The sequence below is a fragment of the Streptomyces sp. NPDC098781 genome, assembly GCF_044759995.1.
Taxonomy (GTDB): Bacteria; Actinomycetota; Actinomycetes; order Streptomycetales; family Streptomycetaceae; genus Streptomyces.
The window spans coordinates 759,884-779,205 of record NZ_JBIWAK010000001.1; the positions used below are offsets into that span (position 1 = coordinate 759,884).

A 19,322-nucleotide genomic window follows, 5' to 3' on the forward strand; every position below is an offset into this window, starting at 1 on the left:
GCGCGGCGGGCGAGCGGTGCCGCGCGGTTACAGGAAGTCGGTACGCACGGATCCGTCTCGTGAGGCGAGGAAGCCATGAGCCAGCCGCAGGAAACCCCGGGCACCGCAACGTACGACGTGATCGTGGTGGGCGCCGGTCCGGTCGGCCAGAACGTCGCCGACCGCGCACGCGCCGCCGGTCTCACGGTGGCCGTCGTGGAGCGGGAGCTGGTCGGCGGTGAATGCTCCTACTGGGCCTGCGTCCCCAGCAAGGCGCTGCTGCGACCGGTGATCGCCGTCGCCGACGCCCGCCGCGTGGACGGCGCCCGGCAGGCCGTCACGGGACCGCTCGACACCGACCGCGTCTTCGCCCGTCGCGACCGCTACGTCAGCGACTGGGACGACAGCGGCCAGGCCCGGTGGGTCAAGTCCATCGGCGCCGACCTCTTCCGCGGCCACGGCCGGATCGACGGCCCCAGGCGCGTCACGGTCACCCGCGACGACGGTGCCCGCCAGACCCTCGCCGCCCGGCGCGCGGTGGCCGTCGCCACCGGAAGCGACCCGGTGCTGCCCGACCTCCCGGGCATCGAGGAGGCCAGGCCCTGGACGAACCGGAACGGTACCGACTCCAGTACCGTGCCCGACCGGCTCGCCGTGGTCGGCGGCGGAGGCGTCGGCGTGGAGATGGCGACCCTCTGGCAGGGCCTGGGTTCCCGGGTCACCCTCCTCGCACGCCGTCACCTGATCCCGCGCATGGAGCCCTTCGCCGGCGAACTGGTCGCCGAGGGCCTCACCGCCGCGGGCGCCGACGTCCGGATCGGCGTGCGGGTGACCGCGCTGCGCCGCCCCGACCCGAAGGGCCCGGTCACCCTCACCCTCGACGACGGCGGCGAACTGGAGGCCGACGAGGTCATGTTCGCCACAGGTCGCGCCCCGCGCACCGGCGACATCGGCTTGGACACCGTCGGGCTCACCCCGGGCGCCTGGCTGGACGTCGACACCACCTGCCTCGTCCGGGACGTCGAGGGAGCGTGGCTGTACGGCCTCGGCGACGTCAACCACCGTGCCCTGCTCACCCACCAGGGCAAGTACCAGGGCCGCACCGCCGGCGACGCCATCGCCGCCCGTGCCGCCGGGCGCCCCCTGGACGACGGTCCCTGGGGCGACCACGCCACCACCGCCGACCAGCACGCGGTGCCCCAGGTGTTCTTCACCGACCCCGAGGCGGCGTCGGTGGGCCTGACCGCCGAGCAGGCCGAGCGCGCCGGTCACCGCGTCCAGACCGTGGACCTCGACTTCAACGCCGCCCAGGGCGCCAACCTGCACGCAGATGACTACCCGGGCCACGCCCGCCTGGTCGTCGACGTCGACCGGGACGTCCTGCTCGGCGTCACCTTCGTCGGCCCCGGCGTCAGCGATCTGCTGCACTCGGCCACCGTCGCGGTCGCGGGCGAGATCCCGCTCAAGCGCCTGCGGCACGCCATCGCGTGCTTCCCCACGGTCAGCGAGATCTGGCTCTTCCTTCTCGCCGCGTACCGACGCGACCGGGACTGACACGGGTCGGTGCCGTAGGGCCGGACCGGTCGGCCCGATCGGCAGGACAGGCAGGGCATTGGCCCCATACCGGCACGTTCCGTAGCTCCCAACTTCCCTCGGGTTCACCTCGATGTGACGTTCCCCATTGCGCGCCTCGTCGCGCCTCGTGAGGCTCACGGGGAACAAGCGTCCGAAGAAATCTCCGAAGAACTGTTATCCACGGTCCACCGAGCGATCTCCCAGGTATCGGACAGCATCGTTCGGCGTCGAGGGCAGGGAAGTTTTCTGATGAGTACAGAGCGCACGAGGGATCTCGCGGCACTGGTGAACGCCGCCCGCAGCGGCGACCCGGAGGCTCAGGACGCCCTGGTCAGTGCGTACCTCCCGCTGGTGTACAACGTGGTGGGGCGGGCTCTGAACGGATCGGTCGACGTCGACGACGTGGTGCAGGAGACCATGCTGCGCGCGCTGGACGCGCTCGGCGGTCTGCGTGCTCCCGAGAGCTTCCGGTCCTGGCTGGTGGCGATCGCGATGAACCAGGTGCGGGCGCACTGGCACGACCGGCAGTCCGCCCCGGGCGGCGTCGAGGAGGCCGAGGAGCTCGCCGACCCGGGCGCCGACTTCGTGGACCTGACCCTGGTGCAGCTCCAACTGTCCGGCCAGCGCCAGGAGACGGCGCGTGCCACCCGCTGGCTCGAACCCGACGACCGGGGACTGCTGTCGCTGTGGTGGCTGGAGTGCGCCGGTGAGCTGACCCGGCCCGAGGTCGCCGCGGCCCTGGAGCTGTCGCCGCAGCACACGGCGGTCCGCGTGCAGCGGATGAAGGCGCAGTTGGAGGCGGCCCGCGTGGTGGTACGGGCACTCGACGCGCGGCCGCGATGCCAGGAACTGCAAGGCGTTCTCGCGACCTGGGACGGCCGGCCCTCGGCGTTGTGGCGCAAGCGAATAGCCAGGCATGCCCGAGGATGCGCGCTTTGCTCCGGTCTGTGGAGCGGGTTGCTGCCCGCCGAAGGGCTGCTGGCCGGTCTCGCGTTGGTCGCCGCGGCGCCCGCCCTGCTGGAGAGGGTGCTCGCGGCCTCCGGCGGTATGGCACCGGTCGGCTCGACTTCCCTGGCGAGCGGGTCGACGGGTCACGCAGTTCGCGGTAGGGCCGCCGGGCACCGCGGGGCCGGAGGCCGGGCCGTCTCCCGCGGCGAGGCCCGACGCCGCCGGCGCATCAAGCGACGGGCCGTCGGCGGAGCCGTAGTGGCGGCCTGTGTCGCGGGCGGCGGACTCTGGTACCTCGACTCCGACCCCGGCACCGGGACCGAGGAACCGACCGCCGCGCGCACCGCCGGAGCCCCCGTGGCGGACCTCTCGGAACGCCCCCTCGAAACCTCCGCGTCGCCCTCCAAGTCCCCGTCGCCGTCCGCCTCGCCGTCGAAGAAGCCGAGCCCGACCAAGTCCGCCGAGCCGACCAAGAAGGCCTCGCCCACCCCCCGTCCCTCGACCCGGCCGACCCGGACCGCGTCCAGCACCCCCCAGGCCCAGTCGGCCCCGGCCGACACCGTCGGGCAGGTGGTCGCGCTGGTGAACAAGGAACGGGCGAACGCCGGCTGCGGTCCGCTCGCCGAGGACTCCCTGCTGAACAAGGCGGCGCTGGGACACTCCGAGGACATGGCCGCCCGCGACTTCTTCGACCACACCAACCCGGACGGCGCCGACCCCGGGCAGCGCATCACCGCCGCGGGCTATCGCTGGTCCACGTACGGGGAGAACATCGCCATGGGCCAGCAGACCCCTCAGTCCGTGATGGAGTCCTGGATGAACAGCCCCGGCCACCGCGCCAACATCCTCAACTGCTCGTTCAAGGACATCGGCGTGGGAGTCCACGACGGTGCGGGCGGCCCTTGGTGGACGCAGAACTTCGGCGCCGAGCTCTGAGCCGTGAACCGGACAGCGCCGGTCACAGCATTACGTGCTTGACCTGCGTGTAGTCGAGCAGCCCGGTGAGGGAGAGGTCGCTGCCGTAGCCGGAGTGGCGTACGCCGCCGTGCGGCATCTCCGACACCGTCGTGCCATGGGTGTTGACCCAGACGATGCCGGTCCGCAGGGCACGGCTCGCCCGCATGGCACGCTCGTGGTCGCGGGTCCAGACACTCGCGGCGAGACCTTGCGGGACGCCGTTGGCCATCTGGAAGGCCTCGGTCTCGTCGCCGAACGGCTGGACCGTGACGACCGGGCCGAACACCTCGCTCTGCACGATCTCGTCCCCCTGCCCGGCCCCGGTGACCACCGTGGGCTGGTGGAAGTAGCCGGGACGGTCCAGTGCCGAGCCTCCGGTGACGACTTCGGCACGCTCCGGGAGCCGCTCCAACAGGCCTTGTACGGAGGCGAGTTGGGCTGCGTTCGCGAGCGGTCCGAAGTCGGCCTCCGTGTCGTCCTGTGCTCCGGGCCGCCGCTGTGCGGCCCGCTCGGAGAACCGGGTGACGAACGTGTCGTGGATGCGCCGGTCGACCAGGATCCTGGTCGCGGCCGTGCAGTCCTGTCCGGCGTTGTAGTAGGCCAGCGCCGACAACTGCTCGACCGCGTCGTCGAGATCGGCGTCCGCGTGGATCACCACGGGGGCGTTGCCGCCGAGTTCGAGATGCAGCCGTTTGAGGTCGGCCGCGGCGGCGGAGGCGATCTCCTGTCCGGCGCGGACGCTGCCGGTGACCGCCACCAGCCCGACGTACGGGTGGGCGACGAGGGCCCGCCCGGTGTCGCGGTCGCCGCACACCACGTTGAGTGCGCCGGGCGGCAGGTGTTCCGCGGCCAGCCCGGCGAGCAGCAGCGCCGACGACGGGGTGGTGTCGGACGGTTTGAGTACGACCGTGTTGCCGGCCGCGAGTGCCGGGGCGACCTTCCAGACGGCCATCATCAGCGGGTAGTTCCACGGGGTGATCTGCGCGCAGACGCCGACCGGCTCGCGCCGCAGCACGGAGGTGCGGCCCCGTGTGTACTCGGCGGCCGCCGCGCCCGGCAGGTTGCGTGCCGCTCCGGCGAAGTACCGCAACACATCCACGATCGCGGGCAGTTCGTCCGCGACGAACAGCGCACGCGGCTTGCCCGTGTCGGTCACCTCGGCCAGGGTCACCGCCTCGGCCTCCCGCTCCAGTGCGTCGGCGATGCGCAGCAGCGCCGTCTGTCGTTGCGCCGGAGTCGTCGAGGACCAGCCCTGGAACGCCTCCTCGGCCGCGCGGCAGGCCGCGTCGACGTCCTCGGGACCGGACAGCGGGGCCGTGCCGTGGGGGAGTGCGGTGGCCGGGTCGATCAGCGGCTGGGTGGCGCGGGACGCGGCCGGCACGTCCTTGCCGCCGATGTGGTTCAGACGCTCGGTGTCAGCCACGGCGCAACGCCTCCTCGGCGGCGGCGCGGCCGGTGCGGACGGCGCCCTCCATGTATCCGGCGACCCACTGGTCGGAGCCGCAGACGTAGAACGGGGGTTCATGGGTGCCGTGCAGCGGGCCGACGGCCATGACCTCGCCGGGCGGCCACTGGGTGACGTACCCCTGGGTCCACGGGTCGGTGCCCCACAGCCGCAGATGGCAGGAGCTCGGCCGCAGCGCCTCGTCGCCGAACATGCCGGCCACCTCGGCGAGCAGTTCGGGGGTGCGCAGCTGGGGCGGGATGCCGAGCAGGACGCCGTAGCGCTCGGGCGGGACCAGGGCCGACAGGACGCCCTCGTTCTGCGGCCAGGTGCTGCCCAGCACCCCCTCCGCCTCGGACAGCCCGTTGAGGCCGGCGTCCCGCCAGAACGGACGGTCGTACACCGCGGCGAACTTCGCCGCCGTCGCCTGTCGTTGCCGGTGCAGGGAGGCGAGCCGTGCCTCGCTGACACCGCCGACGGCGACCGACCGCAGCGGTCCGACGGGCAGGGCGCTCACCACCGCGTCGGCGGTGACGACCTCACCCGTGGCCAGGCGTACGGCACAGCGGCCGGGGCGGATGTCCAGCGCGGCCACGGGCGAACCGAGCCGGATACGCGGCCCCAGCACCCGGCCCAGCACCTCGGCGAGGGTCGCCGAGCCCTCCGCGAGCCGCAGCCCCTCCCAGTCCTCGTAGTCGTAGTCGCCCCTGCCGGAGCCGGGCACGGCCGCGCTCTTGCGCAGCGCCGCCAGCAGCGAGGTCCGCTCGTAGGAGCCGCCCGCCAGGGCGAGTTGGCCGATCTCCCACAGGCGTACCACGGCGGGGGAGGCCTGCCGGGAGCGCAGCCAGCCGGCGACGGACAGCCGGTCCAGGGCGGTCGCGTCCGGATGCGACCAGGGGTCGTCGGGGTCGACGGAGGCGGCGAGGGCGGTGAACTCGGCGCCCAGGCGCTCGTGCAGGGCCGCGTCACCGGGTCCGAACCAGTGCGGCGGGTCGCCGGCCGAGAGCCCGTCCGGGGTGGCACGCGTGATGCGGCCGGGTTCGTCGACGTAGCTGGGGATCAGTTCGAGGCCGAGTTCCTTGGCGAGTCGCAGATAGGCGGTGTGCCCGTGGCCGACCACCTCGCCGCCCAGCTGGACGGTACGGCCGTCGGGTGTGCGGGTCTGCTCGACCCGGCCGCCGACGCGGTCCCGGGCCTCCAGGACCAGCACGTCGGTGCCGGCGGCGGCCAGGTCCCGGGCGGCACTCAGCCCGGCGAGACCGGCGCCGAGCACGATCACGTCGTGATGCATGGGTTTCGCTTTCGTCGCGGGTGGGTCAGGCCAGGACCAGGCAGTGCTCGGGCCGCCACCCGAACTCCACCGTCTCGCCGCCGCTCCAGCGGTCCTCCATGCGGGCGCGGGCCGTGTTCTGCTCCAGCACCGACAGCGTGACGCCCGGGGCGAGTTCGATCAGATAGGTCGTCGTCGGGCCGCTGTAGACGGTCTCGCGGATCACCCCGCTCAGCATCGACATGCCCGGTTCGAAGTCGGACAGCCAGATCTTCTCGGGGCGCACCGACACGCTCACGGCGGTGCCGTCCGCGATCTCGGAGCGCGCGCCGACGGGCAGGGCGGGCCCACCCTTCTCCAGGGCCACCTCACCACCCCGGTAGGTGCCGGTCATCAGGTTGGAGGTGCCCATGAAGGAGGCGACGAACCGGGTGGCGGGGTGCTCGTAGATGTCCTCGGGGGTGCCGCACTGCTCGATGTGCCCCTCGTTCATCACCGCGATCCGGTCGGACATGGTCAGCGCCTCGTCCTGGTCGTGGGTGACGAACACGAAGGTGATGCCGACCTCGCGCTGGATCTGCTTCAGCTCCACCTGCATCTGGCGGCGCAGTCTCAGGTCGAGCGCGGCGAGCGGTTCGTCGAGCAGCAGCACGGCCGGCCGGTTGACCAGCGCGCGGGCGAGGGCGACGCGCTGACGCTGGCCGCCGGAGAGCGTACGGGGACCCCGGTCGGCGAGCCCGGCGAGCTGGACCAGCTCCAGCATCTCGCCGACCCGTTGCCGTATCTCGGCCTTGGCGACGCCTCTGCGCTTGAGGCCGAAGCCGACATTGTCGGCGATGCTCAGGTGGTCGAAGAGGGCGTAGCTCTGGAAGACCGTGTTGACGTTGCGCTTGTTCGGCGGCAGGTCGGTCACGTCCTCGCCGGCCAGCAGCACCGCGCCCTCGGTGGGGTCGCTGAACCCGCCGATCATGCGCAGCGTGGTGGTCTTGCCGCAGCCGGACGGGCCCAGCAGGGAGAAGAAGTGGCCGGCCTCGATGTCGAGGTCGAGGCGGTGCACGGCGTAGGAGTCGGCGAACTGCTTGGAGACGGCGTCGAGCCGGACGGCGGGGGTCGCGTCCATGGAAGTCACTCCCCGGAGAGGATGTCGAGGCCGCCGCGACGGCCGAAGAGGCGCGGGATGAACAGGGCCAGGGCGATCAGGGCGATGGATCCCGCGAGCATCAGCGTCCCGACGGCGTTGATGGTGGGCTGCACCCCGAAGCGGATCGCCGAGTAGATCCGCACCGACAGGGGCTGCGGGTCGACGCCGGTGGTGAAGTAGGCGAGCACGAAGTCGTCGAAGACCAGCGCGAAGATCAGTACGGCGGAGGCGAGCACAGCGGGCAGCAGCGCCGGCAGGGTCACCAGCCGCACCGCCTGCCAGCGGGTGGCGCCGAGATCCATCGCGGCCTCCTCCACCTCCGGGTTCAGCGCGGCGACCCGGGAACGGAGGACGACCGTGACGTACGAGATCGAGAAGGTGATCTCCGCGAGCATCACGGTGCCGGTGGACAGGGGCACACCCAGCCCCTTGAACAGCAGCATCGACGCCACGCCCGTGACGATCTCCGGTGTGATCAGCGGGACCAGCATGATCAGCCCGGCCAGGGAGCCGAGCCGGGTGCGGCAGCGGACCAGACCGAGCGCGAGCGCCACCCCGAGCAGCACCGAACCGGCCATCGCCACCAGGGAGATCCGCAGGCTGGTGCCCAAGGAGGCGATCAGGACGTCGTCGTGGGCGAAGGCGCGGTACCAGCGCAGGCTGAACCCGTCGAACACGGTCAGGGACTTCTGGGAGTTGAAGGAGAACAGCGCCACGACCGCGATGGGCAGGTAGAGCAGCGCGAAGAACAGGCAGGTGACCGCGACGAGGACGCGGGGCCTGCGGTGAGGGCGCCGGCGCTTCCGCGTCCGGACGGATTCATGGGCCGGAGCGGTGGTGGAGGGGGTGCTGACCAGTGTCATCGCAGGGCCTCCGCCTCGTCCTTGCGGGTGCGCCGCAGATAGCCGAGCATCCCGATCAGCAGGACCAGCATCAGCAGCATGGTGAGCGCGGATCCGAGCGGCCAGTTCTGGCCCTGGAAGAACTTGTCCTGGATGAGGTTGCCGATCATGATCTGGTCCGGGCCTCCCATGAGCTGCGCGCTGACGAAGTCGCCCATCGCGGGCAGGAAGACCAGGACGAGTCCGGCCGCCGCGCCCTGCCGGGTGGCGGGCAGGGTGACGAAGAAGAACGTGCGGACCGGGCCGCCGTACAGGTCTCGGCCGGCCTCGATGAGGGAAACGTCGAGCCGTTCCAGGGCCGCGTACAGCGGGATGATCATGAAGACGACGAAGCCGTAGACCAGTCCCGCGACGACGCCGAAGCCGCTGTTGAGGATCTTCGTGCCCGCGTCCGCGAGGCCGACCGCGCGCAGGGTGCGCAGCACCGGCCCGTCGTCGGACAGGACCACCGACCAGCCGTACATCCGCACCAGGTAGTTGGCGAAGAACGGGACCACGATCGCGGCGATCAGGGCGTGCTTGTACCGCCCGCCGTGCAGGGCGATCGTGTACGCCACCGGATAGGCGATCAGCAGACAGATCAGGCAGGTCAGCAGGGCGTAGCCGAGGGAGCGGGCGAGGACCTCGGTGTAGGCGGGGTCGGCAAGCGCGCGTACGCCGGCCAGGTCGAAGCCGAAGCGGGGGTTGCCGAGTTCGTCGGTAGTGCCGACCGCGAGGACGGCGACGAGGGCGAGCGAGGCGATCAGGAAGCCGGTCATCCACAGGGTGCCCGGCAGCATGAACCACAGCCAGATCCGGTTTCCACCGGTGTCGCGGCGCCGGTTGCGCGAGGAGGGGCGGAGCAGTGCCATGTCTCAGCCCGCCTTCACATGGGTCCAGGCGATGTCGCGGGCTTCCTCCGCCGCGCGGCCGGCGTTGCGGAAGAACACGTCGGCCTTGAGGTCGTCCTGGGTGACCAGGCACTCGGGGAAGGGCTTCACCAGATCGGCGTAGATCTGCTCGGAGCCCGCGACCGGCATCGGGTAGCCGATGTACTCGATGTTCTTCTTCACGTTCTCCGGCCGCAGCATGTAGTCGATGAACAGCATCGCGGTGCCGGGATGGGGCGCGTTCCAGGGGATGGCGTAGCAGTCGGAGTTGATCGGCGTGCCCTCCTTGGGCGCCTCGAACCCGAACACGGACGGATCCTCGGCCTGGTTGAGCATCGCGGCCATGTCGCCGCTCCACGCCTGCTGGATCAGCGCGTTGCCGTTGAGGAGGTTGTTGTAGCTGTCGCTGGAGAAGCCGCGCAGCCGCGGACGCAGGGTGCCCAGCAACGAGGTGATCCGGTCGAGGTCACCGGTGTCACCGGTGCTGACGTCAAGGCCGAGCGAGAGGGCGCCCATGCCGAGCACCTCGTCGCGGTCGTCCAGCAGGAAGACCTTGCCCTTGGCCCGCTCGCTCCACAGGTCCCGCCAGGAGTCGCTGAGTTCGCCGATCCGGTCGCGCCGCCAGCCGATGCCGGTCTTGTACGCCGTGAACGGCACGGTGTGCGCGGATCCGGGGTCGTACCACGGGTCGGCGAAGTAGGCGTGGGAACCGAACACCGCGTGGCCGTTGGTGAGTTGGGCGTGGTCGATACGGCGCAGCCGACCGCCTCGGACCAGCCGCTGGGCCCATTTGGCCGTGGGGAAGATGATGTCGTAGCGGTTGCCGGCGTTGAGCTTGGCGACCATGCCCTCCATCGAGTCGAAGTTCGACTGGACGACCTTGACGCCGTACTCCTTCTCGAAGCCCTTGAACACGGCCGGGTCGACGAAGTCGGCCCAGTTGAAGTAGACGAGATCGCCGTCGACGCGCGCCTCGACCGGGGCGAGTTGCTCGCCGCCGGGTTTCTTGGCGGGCATGAACCCGCAGCCGCCGGCCGCGGCGCCCAGCAGGCCGCAGGCACCCGCTCTCAGCATGGCGCGTCGGGTCGGCGGTGGTACCTCGGGGGACATGGAACGTCCTCTCCGTCGAGGAACGGCACAACTCCAGGGCGGGACCGGCTGGTCGGCTCACTTCAGGCCCTGATTCCGTAGTGAAGACCGGTCTGGGGAGGTGCGTGCGCGGATCAGAGGTCGCGCGGTAAGACGGAGACCGACGGCGGACGCACGGGGGTGCGCGCCGGCGAGGTCGACGGAGGCGTCACCGTGCGTCACCCTCCAGGTCGTCCCTGACCCGTCCGGCGAACCAGCCGACGGCGGCCTCGCGCTGCGACAGCGGGCCCGGCTCGAAACCGGGCGTCCGCATCCCGGTCTGGACCCGCTCCACCAGCTCGGCGTCCTCGTCGTTGGTGACCCAGCCGATGTGGATGTTCAGCCGCCGGGCCAGCCGGGTGCGCAGGCCCTCGCCGAGCTTCGTGTAGAAGGCGCCGGGGATCGCCGCCCGGTCCTGGGCGGTGGGCAGGGCGGTCCACGCGAGCACGTGGTCAGGGTAGAAGTCGATGAGCGTGTTGGGGTAGATCACGGCGTACCGCCAGACCCGCCGGTCGGCCTCGACCAGGCCGGGCATCGGGGTCGCCAGTCGCTGGTAGAGCCGCTCGGTCCAGTTGGAGGAGGGCTTGTCGCGCAGCGGCGACTCGAACAGTACGTAGTTCTCCTGCACGTCCACCGTGTACGCCGCGTAGTCGAGCAGTCGCATCAGCGAGGGGTGGGCCACCGGGACGTGGTAGCCCTCCAGGTAGTTGTCGACGATGACCTTCCAGTTGGCGTTCTGCTCCTCGCCGCCGGCCAGGTCGTGGATGCGGTGCTTGCCGACGGGCACCAGACCGGGTCCGGCGTAGCGGCCCACGGCCTCGGCGAGCCCGGCGCAGCTCTCGGCGAGCGGGGTCGCCTCCATGTCCAGGTTGACGAAGACGAAGCCGAGGAACGACTCCACGTTGACCGCGTGCAGGCCGAGCTTCGGTTTGTCCAGGCAGGGGATCCTGCGCGCCTCGGGGGCACCGACCAGACGGCCGTCCAGCTTGTAGGTCCAGCCGTGGTACGGGCAGCGGATCGCCTTGCCCGAAGGCTCCGGGTCGGTGACCAGACGGGTGCCGCGGTGCCGGCAGACGTTGAGGTGGGCGGCGAGCGTGCCGTCCTCGGTCCGTACGACCAGCACTTCCCGGCCGGCGACGGTCGCGGTCAGGCGGGCGCCGGGGCCGGGGAGGTCGGACTCGTGGCAGGCGAGCTGCCAGGACTTGGCGAAGATGCGGTCCGTCTCGGCCTTCGCGACGGCCGGATCGGTGTAGTAGCGCGCCGGCAGCGCTTCGCCGGGGTGCTCGGGGGGCGGCACCGGCGGGGCAGCGGGAGTGACAGCGGCTGCCTGGGTGGTCGAGGGGTTCATGGGGTCCTCCTCCGCGCCGCTGCGGCGGCGATGGGCGGTGAGGGATGCGCCGGGAACAGGGGCACGTCCGACTTTCGGACCTGCCGCGATCCGACTGACTGATTGGTTAGTCAGACTGGGACCGCCCTGCGGGCAAGTCAAGACTTGTGGGCTGACTAATTAGTTAGTTAGTCTCCTGGCAGGCGGATCGACCTGGCCCGTGGAGGGATGCCCAGGTGCCCTCCGCAAGCCCGCGGGCCCCAGGTCCGCGCCACGTCGGGGTCCGGCTCCGGACACCCGCCACAGCTCCCCGCGCCTCGCGTCACGGCACCGGAGCAGCCCCCTTCCACGGCATGGCCGCGCCACCCCCGTTCCGGGACCACCCGGGGACGGAGCGACCCCGGAGGCACGCATGAGCACTCGCCGCAGTCTCGTCTGGCTCGGCCTCACGCCGGAGCCCGAACAGGAGCTGCCCGCCGCGGTGGCCGCCCTGCGGTCCCCGGCGCCCGGCCGCCCGCCGTCGGCCCTCGTCGCCGCCGAGCGGCACCGCGTCGAGCGGCTGGTGCTGCGCGGCACCCAGCGCGGCTGGCTGCGCTACCTGCGCGAGGTCACCGACCTGGTCGTCGAGGCGGCGGGCTCCCGCGGCGACGACGCGGGGGCGGCGCTGCTGGCCGGCGAGGTCGTCCTCGACCACCACCGCATGCTGATCGGCCTGCCCGGGGCGGGCTACGAGCGCACCCGCGCACAGCGACGGGACCTGGAGCGGGCGCTGGCACACCTGAGGTCGCGCCCCGGCCCCGCGCGCTACGGCCACGCCGAGCCCAGGAGCACCGTATGACCGGCGTGTACTGCCTTCTCCCCGAGGGCCGGGCGGGCCTGCTCGTCCCGTGGCGGGGCTGGGCCGAGGACGTCGACACGTACCTGGCGGGGGGCGGCTACGCGCCGCTGATCCCGCCCGACCGCCTGCTCGACCTGATCACCGCCTCGGGCCTGCGCGGACGCGGTGGCGCCGGCTTCCCGACCGCGGTCAAGCTGCGGGCCGTCCGTGCCGCACCGGGCCCGCGGGTGGTCGTCGCCAACGGCGAGGAGGGCGAGCCCGGCTCCGTGAAGGACCGCTGGCTGCTGCGGCACCGTCCGCACCTGGTCCTCGACGGACTGCGGCTGGCCGCGGCCGTCGCCGGAGCCGAGCGGGGCATCGTGTACCTCTCCGACGCCCCCGCCGAGCGGGCCGTACGACGGGCCCTTGCCGAGTCCGCCCCGGAGCTCCGCATCGACGTCGTCAGCACGGAGCACACCTATGTCGCGGGGGAGGAGACCGCGGTCGTACGACGGATCGACGGCGGCCCGGCGCTGCCCACGGCGAAGCCCCCGCGTCCCTTCGAGAGCGGAGTCGGCGGCGCGCCCACCGCGGTCGCCAACGTGGAGACGCTGGCCCGCATCGCGGCCATGTACGCACGGCCGCACGAGGTCGCCGCGGTGGCCGGGACCCACCTGGTGAGCCTGTCCGGACCGGGTTCGGAAGGCGCCCTGGTCGAAGTGCCCGCCGGTACCCATCTGAAGGTGCTCGCCGACCTGTGCGGGCACGGAAGGGCCGAAGCGGTGCTGCTGGGCGGTCTGTTCGGCGGACTGTACGGCGCGGGCTGGACCGATCTTCCGCTCGACCACGACGGCCTGAACGCGGCCGGCGGGGCCCTCGGCTGCGGCGCGCTGCACTTCCTGGGCCCCGGGGACTGCCCGGTCGCCGTGGCCGTGGAGGCAGCCGCCTACCTCGCGGCGCAGAGCGCCCGCCAGTGCGGGGTGTGCCTCTCCGGCACCGGGGCCATGGCCAAGGCCCTCGCGGCGGTCGCCGGCGGCGAGGCGACCGAGGACACGGTCCAGAAGCTGCACCGCTGGTCGCAGCAGTTGCCCGGACGCGGTGCCTGCGGGCTGCTCGACGCCGCCGCCCGGGTCGGCGCCGGCCTCCTCGCCCACTTCCGCGACCGCGTCGACGAACACCGCGGGTCCGCCTGCCCCGCCTGTTCACGCGCGATCACCGAGGACGGACGCCGGTTCGTGCTGCCGGTGCCCTGACCCCGGTCCCGCCCCCCGACGAGCGCCCGCCGCCCTGACGAGACGCGTGCCCGAACCCGCCGTACCGAAAGGACCGCACCATGAAACTCCTGCTGGACTCCACCCGCTGCCAGGGCTACGGCCTCTGCCAGGAACCCGCGCCCCACCTGATCGACCTCGACGAGTGGGGCTACGCGCAGCTGCGCTCGGCCGAGGTGCCGCCGGGTGGCGAGGAGGCCGCCGAGGCCGCCGTCGCCGCCTGCCCCAACTCCGCGCTGCGGCTGGTGAAGTGACATGGGACGCGACCTCTCGGCGCTCTTCGACCCCGTCTCCGTCGCCGTCGTCGGAGCCAGCGACGACCCCGCCAAGTACGGGCACGCCATCGCGGCCCAGGCGGTCCGCGCGGACGGCCGCCGCCCCGTCCACCTCGTCAACCGCCGTGGCGGCACCGTGCTCGGCCGCACCGCCGCGCCCAGCCTGAGCGCGATCGGCGAGCCCGTCGACCTGGCGGTGGTCTCCGTGCCCGCCGCCGGGTTCGAGGACGCCGTCGACGAGGCGCTGCGGTGCGGGGCGCGGGCCATCGTCGCGATCACCGCCGGATTCGCCGAGACCGGCGACGCGGGCCGGGCCCGGCAGGACGCCGTCGCCGAACGGGTGCGGGCCGCCGGCGCCGTGATGGTCGGCCCCAACTGCCTGGGACTGGCCGACAACACCACCGAGCTCCACCTGGCGTCCGACACCTTCACCCCCGGCGGCATCGCGCTGCTGAGCCAGAGCGGCAACCTCGCCCTCGAACTCCAGCTCCGCTTCCGCCCGCACGGCCTCGGCTTCTCCCGGTTCGTCTCGCTCGGCAACCAGGCCGACGTCACCCTCGTCGACCTGCTCGCCGACTGCGCCCGGCACGAGGGCACCCGGGCCATCGCGGTCTACGCCGAGGACTTCGGCGACGGGCGGGCCTTCGCCGAGGCCGCCGCGGCCGCCGGCAAGCCCGTGGTGCTGCTCACCGCCGGGCGCGGGGACGCCTCCGCGCGCAGCGCCCAGTCGCACACCGGGGCGCTGACCACCTCGTCCGACGTCGTGGCCGCCGCGTGCAGCGACGCCGGGGTGGAACTGGTCGCCACCCCGCGCGAACTCACCGTCGTCCTCGCCGCGTCCACCGGCGGACGCCGGGCGGCGGACCACCGGGTCGCGGTCCTCACGGACGGCGGAGGCCACGGTGTCATAGCCGCCGACGCGGTGGAGACGACCGGGCTCGCCGTGCCCGAACTCCGGGAGCCCACGCGGCGGCTGCTGCGGGAGGCCCTCTGGGACCAGTCGGCCCTGGCCAACCCGGTGGACCTCGCAGGGATGGGCGAGCAGGACCCCGGCTCCTACGCGGCGACCGTCGAGACGCTGCTGGCCGCCGAGGAGGTCGACGCCGTGCTGATGACCGGCTACTTCGGCGGGTACGCCGCCTCGGAGGGCGGGCTCGGGGGCGGCGGTACGGCACTCGCGGAGGGGGAGCAGGCCGCGGCCCGCCTCATCGCCGCCCGGCACCGCGCCACCGCCAAACCCCTCGTGGTGCAGTCGATGTATCCCGAATCGCCGAGCTGCCGCACCCTCGCCGCCGCCGGGGTGCCGGTCTTCGGCGCCACCGAGGACGCCGCCCGCGCACTCGCCGCCACCGCACCGCGCCCCTGGAACACCGGCGTGGCCCCCCTTCCCCGCCCCGCACCCCCCTTGCGCGAGAGCGGGTACCTGGAGACCCGGCGAGCCCTCGAAGCGGCCGGACTCGCCTTCCCCACCGCCCGGGAGATCCACGACGAGACCGAACTCCTCGCCGCCGCGGCCGAGTTCAGCGGGCCCTACGTCCTCAAGGCCCTGCACCTGCTGCACAAGTCCGACGCCGGGGGAGTGGCCCTCGGCCTCGCCGGTCCCGGCGAACTGCTCGCCGCCTTCCGCGAGATGCACGCCCGGCTCGGCGCCTGCGCCTACTCCGTGGAGGCCATGGCGGACCTCACGGACGGCATCGAGCTGATCGTCGGCGTCAACCGGGACCCCCGGTTCGGCCCGGTCGCCATGGTGGGCCTCGGCGGAGTGCTCGCGGAGGCCCTGCGCGACATCGCCTTCACCCTCGCCCCGGTACCCGCCGACCGCGCCCTGCACCTGCTGCGCGGACTGCGCACCGCCGCCCTGCTCGACGGGGTGCGCGGACGCCCGCCCGTCGACGTCCACGCGGCCGCGGCCGCCATCGAGACGATCACGGCATTCGCCGCCGCCCACCCCGAGATCGCCGAGATCGAGGTCAACCCCCTTCTGGTACGGCCCGACGGGGTCCTCGCCCTCGACTCCCGCGCCGTACTCGCCTGACCGAGCCGTACCCGCCCGACCGGAAGAGGTCCCCATGGACATGCGCTACACCCCCGAGCAGGCCGACCTGAAGCGTCGCGCCGCCGAATACGCCCGGCTGCTCATGCGGTACGAGGACCAGTCCGAGCAGGCCGGCGGACCCCTGCCGCAGGAACTCGTCACCGAGCTCACCCGGGCCGCGATGGACGCCGGCGTCTACGCCATCAACATGCCCGCCGAATGGGGCGGCGCCGGGCTCAGCCTGCTCGACCAGGTCATCGTCGAGGAGGAGTTCGGCAAGGTCACCAACTGCCTTTGGGACATTCCCTGGCGGCCCGCCAACGTCCTCGCGTACGGCGACGAGCGCCAGCGCGAGAAGTATCTGCTGCCGGTGATCCGCGCCGAGAAGTTCGACGCCTTCGCCGTCACCGAGCCGGGCGCCGGCTCCGACCCGTCCTCCGGCACCTCCACGGCCACCCGCACCGACGGGGGCTGGCTGCTCAACGGCGAGAAGTGGTTCGTCACCTGCGGCGACATCGCCGACTTCCTGCTGGTGCAGGCGGACGCCGGACCGGAGCGGCTGCCCACGCTGTTCTTCGTCGACAAGGCCGCGCCCGGCGTGCGAATGACGCGGCTGCCGCACTTCATGCACTCCGCGGTCAACGGGCACCCCGAGTTCACCTTCACCGACGTCTTCGTCGCCGACGAGGACGTGCTCGGCGGCGTCGGCAAGGGCTACGAGCTGACCAAGGAATGGTTCACCGACGAACGCCTGATGATCGCGGCCCGTACGGTCGGCGCCGCCGAGCGCGCCCTCCGGCTCGCCCGTGACTGGGCCGTGGAGCGCGAGCAGTTCGGGGCACCCATCGCCTCGTACCAGCTGATCCAGGGCATGCTCGCCGACTGCGCCGTGGACATCGCCGTCAACCGCGCCTACACCCACCAGGTCGCCTGGGAGGCCGACCAGCCCGGCACCGACCGCAAGACCCTGCACGCCAAGGCCTCCACCGCCAAGCTCGCCGCCAGCGAGGCCGCCGGCCGGGTCGCCGACCGGTGTCTCCAGATCTTCGGCGGCCGGGGCTACGACCGCACCTACCCCGTCGAGCGCATGTACCGCGAGCTGCGCGTCGACCGGATCTGGGAGGGCACCTCCGAGATCCAGCGGCTGATCATCGCCAACGAGCTCATCAAGCGGGGCACCCGCGCCCTCGCCCTGCCCACGCACTGACCTTCCCTTCCGAACACAGCGAGGACTTCCATGGACTTCCGCCTCACCCCGCGCCAGGCCCAGCTCAAGGCCGAGGCCCGCGCCCTCACCGACTTCATCGCCGGCTACGAGACCCAGTGCGAGGAGGACAACGGCCTGCCCGCCGACGCCCACGCCAAGGTCCGTGACGCCGTTCTCGACGCCGGACTCCAGGCCGTCAACATGCCCGCCGAGTGGGGCGGCGCCGGACTCACCATCGCCGAACAGGTCACCGTGCAGGAGGAGTTGGGGCGGCTCACCGGCGCCCTGTGGGACATGGTCTGGCGGCCCGCCAACGCGCTGCGGTTCTGCACCCCCGAGCAGCGCGAGCGGTTCCTCGTGCCCGTGATCAAGGGCGAGCGGCGGGACTGCTACGCCGTCACCGAGCGCGGCGCCGGCTCCGACCCGCAGAACCTCGCCACCACCGCCACGAAGAACGACCGGGGCTGGGTGCTCAACGGCGAGAAGTGGTTCGTGACGGTAGGCGACCACGCCGACTTCATGATCGTGCTCGCGGCGGCCGGCCCGGAGCGCGCACCCACCCTCTTCCTCGTCGACAAGGACACCCCCGGCATAGAGATGACGCGGGTCCCGCGCTTCATGCACACCTTCGTGTACGAGCACCCCGAGTTCACCTTCACCGACGTCCAGGTCGACGAGGACGCCGTGCTCGGCGGCATCGGCGAGGGCTACGACATCACCCGCTCCTGGTTCACCGAGGAACGCCTGATGATCGCCGCCCGCACCACCGGTGCCGCCGAACGCGCGCTGGAACTCTCCCGGGACTGGGCGGTGGAGCGCGAGCAGTTCGGGGCGCCGATCTCCTCGTACCAGCTGATCCAGGGCATGCTGGCCGACTGCGCCGTGGACATCGCCGTCAACCGCGCCTACACCCATCAGGTCGCCTGGGAGATCGACCACTCCCGCGCAGAGGACCGCAAGACGCTGCACGCCAAGGCGGCCATCGCCAAGCTCTCGGCGAGCGAGGCGTCGGGGCGCGTGGTCGACCGGTGCCTCCAGATCCACGGCGGCCGCGGCTACGACCGCGCGTACGCCGTCGAGCGGCTCTACCGCGAGCTGCGCGTCGACCGGATCTGGGAGGGCACCTCCGAGATCCAGCGGCTGATCATCGCCAACGAACTCGTCAAGCGCGGCTCAGGGGTCCTGGACCTGCCCACCTCCTGACCCGTACCACCGCGGACCCCGAGAGAGGGAGACGGATGACCGACATCAAGCGCGTGGGAGTCGTCGGCTGCGGGCTGATGGGCGCCGGCATCGCCGAGGTCTGCGCACGGGCCGACGTACCGGTCACGGTCGTGGAGCGCGACGCGGAGGCGGCCCGGGCCGGCCGCCTCCGCATCACCCGCTCGCTCGACCGGGCCGCCGCACACGGCAGGTTGAGCGACGAACGACGGGAGGCCGCCACGGCCCTGATCACCGTCGTCCATGGGCTCGAAGCGCTGCACGACCACGACCTGGTCGTGGAAGCGGTCGCCGAGGACGAGGCCCTCAAGGTCGACGTCTTCACCCGCCTCGACTCCGTGCTCACCGGGGAGCACGCCGTCCTCGCGACCAACACCTCCTCCATCCCGGTCATCCGGCTCGCCGCCGCGACCTCCCGCCCCGAGCAGGTCGTCGGCGTGCACTTCTTCAACCCCGTACCGGTGCTGCGGCTCGTCGAACTCGTGCCGTCGCTGCTCACCTCGCACACCACCGCCGAACGGGCCGAGGAGTTCGTGACCGGCACCCTCGGCAAGGAGGTCGTACGGACCAGGGACAAGGCCGGGTTCGTCGTCAACGCGCTGCTCGTGCCCTATCTCCTGGCCGCCATCCGCATGGTGGAGTCGGGCAGCGCGACCGTCGAGGACGTCGACCGCGGCATGGTCCTCGGCTGCGCGCACCCGCTCGGCCCGCTGGCCCTGACGGACCTCATAGGCCTGGACACCACACGCGCCATCGCCGAGTCGCTGTACGCCGAGTTCCGCGAACCCCAGTACTCGCCGCCCCCGCTGCTGTCCCGGATGGTCGAGGCCGGACTGCTGGGGCGCAAGTCCGGGCGGGGATTCCACGCCTACGACGAGGAACCGCGTCCTGCCGCACCGGTTCCGGCGGGGCGGCCGTGAGAGAAGATGGTCATGGCCCACGACCAGCGAACGAGG

Annotated in this window: 15 protein-coding genes and 1 pseudogene; 9 read left to right on the forward strand and 7 right to left on the reverse strand. The window is 72.4% G+C overall.

Going from position 1 to position 19,322, the window contains the following annotated elements; translation table 11 throughout:
* Positions 1–75: 75 nt before the first annotated feature.
* Together ACIQWG_RS03200 and ACIQWG_RS03205 are read left to right on the forward strand one after the other, a co-directional pair.
* Positions 76–1,533 (forward strand): dihydrolipoyl dehydrogenase family protein, encoded by a 1,458-nt coding sequence (locus ACIQWG_RS03200; protein ID WP_404089608.1) that lies wholly within the window; start codon positions 76–78, stop codon positions 1,531–1,533.
* Positions 1,534–1,803: 270 nt separating this feature from the next.
* Entirely contained in the window at positions 1,804–3,438 is a 1,635-nt protein-coding gene (locus ACIQWG_RS03205; RefSeq protein ID WP_404089610.1) for a sigma-70 family RNA polymerase sigma factor, read from the forward strand.
* Between the two features lie 22 nt (positions 3,439–3,460).
* On the opposite strand, the pseudogene ACIQWG_RS03210 reads toward ACIQWG_RS03205, so the two are convergent.
* The 7 genes and pseudogenes from ACIQWG_RS03210 to ACIQWG_RS03240 all read right to left on the reverse strand — a co-directional run.
* Positions 3,461–4,795 (reverse strand): annotated as a pseudogene (locus ACIQWG_RS03210) (aminobutyraldehyde dehydrogenase); the annotation flags it as partial.
* 79 nt (positions 4,796–4,874) lie between these two features.
* Positions 4,875–6,194 (reverse strand): flavin monoamine oxidase family protein, encoded by a 1,320-nt coding sequence (locus ACIQWG_RS03215; RefSeq protein ID WP_404089612.1) that lies wholly within the window; start codon positions 6,192–6,194, stop codon positions 4,875–4,877.
* Positions 6,195–6,219: 25 nt separating this feature from the next.
* Positions 6,220–7,293 (reverse strand): ABC transporter ATP-binding protein, encoded by a 1,074-nt coding sequence (locus ACIQWG_RS03220; protein ID WP_404089614.1) that lies wholly within the window; start codon positions 7,291–7,293, stop codon positions 6,220–6,222.
* Positions 7,294–7,298: 5 nt separating this feature from the next.
* Positions 7,299–8,177, reverse strand: coding sequence for an ABC transporter permease (locus ACIQWG_RS03225; RefSeq protein ID WP_404089616.1), 879 nt, complete (start codon positions 8,175–8,177; stop codon positions 7,299–7,301).
* Positions 8,174–9,067, reverse strand: a complete 894-nt coding sequence (locus ACIQWG_RS03230; protein WP_404089618.1) for an ABC transporter permease — start codon at positions 9,065–9,067, stop codon at positions 8,174–8,176. The genes ACIQWG_RS03225 and ACIQWG_RS03230 overlap by 4 nt, the downstream gene beginning before the upstream one ends.
* Before the next feature lie 3 nt (positions 9,068–9,070).
* Entirely contained in the window at positions 9,071–10,195 is a 1,125-nt protein-coding gene (locus ACIQWG_RS03235; RefSeq protein ID WP_404089620.1) for a spermidine/putrescine ABC transporter substrate-binding protein, read from the reverse strand.
* 187 nt (positions 10,196–10,382) lie between these two features.
* A complete protein-coding gene (locus ACIQWG_RS03240) occupies positions 10,383–11,561 on the reverse strand; it encodes an aromatic ring-hydroxylating dioxygenase subunit alpha (protein WP_404089622.1) in 1,179 nt (392 codons plus the stop codon).
* A gap of 391 nt (positions 11,562–11,952) precedes the next feature.
* On the opposite strand from ACIQWG_RS03240, the gene ACIQWG_RS03245 reads away from it, so the two are divergent.
* The 7 genes from ACIQWG_RS03245 to ACIQWG_RS03275 all read left to right on the forward strand — a co-directional run bounded on the left by ACIQWG_RS03245 (position 11,953) and on the right by ACIQWG_RS03275 (position 19,286).
* Complete coding sequence (locus ACIQWG_RS03245) at positions 11,953–12,378, forward strand: hypothetical protein (protein ID WP_404089624.1); 426 nt, start codon at positions 11,953–11,955, stop codon at positions 12,376–12,378.
* Positions 12,375–13,610, forward strand: a complete 1,236-nt coding sequence (locus ACIQWG_RS03250; protein ID WP_404089626.1) for an NADH-ubiquinone oxidoreductase-F iron-sulfur binding region domain-containing protein — start codon at positions 12,375–12,377, stop codon at positions 13,608–13,610. Before ACIQWG_RS03245 ends, ACIQWG_RS03250 begins: the two co-directional genes overlap by 4 nt.
* A gap of 80 nt (positions 13,611–13,690) precedes the next feature.
* Complete coding sequence (locus tag ACIQWG_RS03255; protein WP_404089628.1) at positions 13,691–13,882, forward strand: ferredoxin; 192 nt, start codon at positions 13,691–13,693, stop codon at positions 13,880–13,882.
* 1 nt (position 13,883) lies between these two features.
* Complete coding sequence (locus ACIQWG_RS03260) at positions 13,884–15,938, forward strand: acetate--CoA ligase family protein (RefSeq protein WP_404089630.1); 2,055 nt, start codon at positions 13,884–13,886, stop codon at positions 15,936–15,938.
* A 34-nt stretch (positions 15,939–15,972) separates the two neighbouring features.
* On the forward strand, positions 15,973–17,145 hold the full coding sequence (locus tag ACIQWG_RS03265; RefSeq protein ID WP_404089632.1) for an acyl-CoA dehydrogenase family protein: 1,173 nt from the start codon (positions 15,973–15,975) through the stop codon (positions 17,143–17,145).
* A 30-nt stretch (positions 17,146–17,175) separates the two neighbouring features.
* On the forward strand, positions 17,176–18,348 hold the full coding sequence (locus ACIQWG_RS03270; protein WP_404089634.1) for an acyl-CoA dehydrogenase family protein: 1,173 nt from the start codon (positions 17,176–17,178) through the stop codon (positions 18,346–18,348).
* Between the two features lie 35 nt (positions 18,349–18,383).
* Positions 18,384–19,286, forward strand: coding sequence for a 3-hydroxybutyryl-CoA dehydrogenase (locus ACIQWG_RS03275; RefSeq protein ID WP_404089636.1), 903 nt, complete (start codon positions 18,384–18,386; stop codon positions 19,284–19,286).
* Positions 19,287–19,322: the final 36 nt, after the last annotated feature.

Excerpts from the sequence above, each read along its gene's own strand:
- ACIQWG_RS03200 (WP_404089608.1), top strand. The coding sequence starts at position 76 with ATGAGCCAGCCGCAGGAAACCCCGGGCACCGCAACGTACGACGTGATC.
- ACIQWG_RS03205 (WP_404089610.1), top strand. The coding sequence starts at position 1,804 with ATGAGTACAGAGCGCACGAGGGATCTCGCGGCACTGGTGAACGCCGCC.
- ACIQWG_RS03215 (WP_404089612.1), bottom strand. The coding sequence starts at position 6,194 with ATGCATCACGACGTGATCGTGCTCGGCGCCGGTCTCGCCGGGCTGAGT.
- ACIQWG_RS03220 (WP_404089614.1), bottom strand. The coding sequence starts at position 7,293 with ATGGACGCGACCCCCGCCGTCCGGCTCGACGCCGTCTCCAAGCAGTTC.
- ACIQWG_RS03225 (WP_404089616.1), bottom strand. The coding sequence starts at position 8,177 with ATGACACTGGTCAGCACCCCCTCCACCACCGCTCCGGCCCATGAATCC.
- ACIQWG_RS03230 (WP_404089618.1), bottom strand. The coding sequence starts at position 9,067 with ATGGCACTGCTCCGCCCCTCCTCGCGCAACCGGCGCCGCGACACCGGT.
- ACIQWG_RS03235 (WP_404089620.1), bottom strand. The coding sequence starts at position 10,195 with ATGTCCCCCGAGGTACCACCGCCGACCCGACGCGCCATGCTGAGAGCG.
- ACIQWG_RS03240 (WP_404089622.1), bottom strand. The coding sequence starts at position 11,561 with ATGAACCCCTCGACCACCCAGGCAGCCGCTGTCACTCCCGCTGCCCCG.
- ACIQWG_RS03245 (WP_404089624.1), top strand. The coding sequence starts at position 11,953 with ATGAGCACTCGCCGCAGTCTCGTCTGGCTCGGCCTCACGCCGGAGCCC.
- ACIQWG_RS03250 (WP_404089626.1), top strand. The coding sequence starts at position 12,375 with ATGACCGGCGTGTACTGCCTTCTCCCCGAGGGCCGGGCGGGCCTGCTC.
- ACIQWG_RS03255 (WP_404089628.1), top strand. The coding sequence starts at position 13,691 with ATGAAACTCCTGCTGGACTCCACCCGCTGCCAGGGCTACGGCCTCTGC.
- ACIQWG_RS03260 (WP_404089630.1), top strand. The coding sequence starts at position 13,884 with ATGGGACGCGACCTCTCGGCGCTCTTCGACCCCGTCTCCGTCGCCGTC.
- ACIQWG_RS03265 (WP_404089632.1), top strand. The coding sequence starts at position 15,973 with ATGGACATGCGCTACACCCCCGAGCAGGCCGACCTGAAGCGTCGCGCC.
- ACIQWG_RS03270 (WP_404089634.1), top strand. The coding sequence starts at position 17,176 with ATGGACTTCCGCCTCACCCCGCGCCAGGCCCAGCTCAAGGCCGAGGCC.
- ACIQWG_RS03275 (WP_404089636.1), top strand. The coding sequence starts at position 18,384 with ATGACCGACATCAAGCGCGTGGGAGTCGTCGGCTGCGGGCTGATGGGC.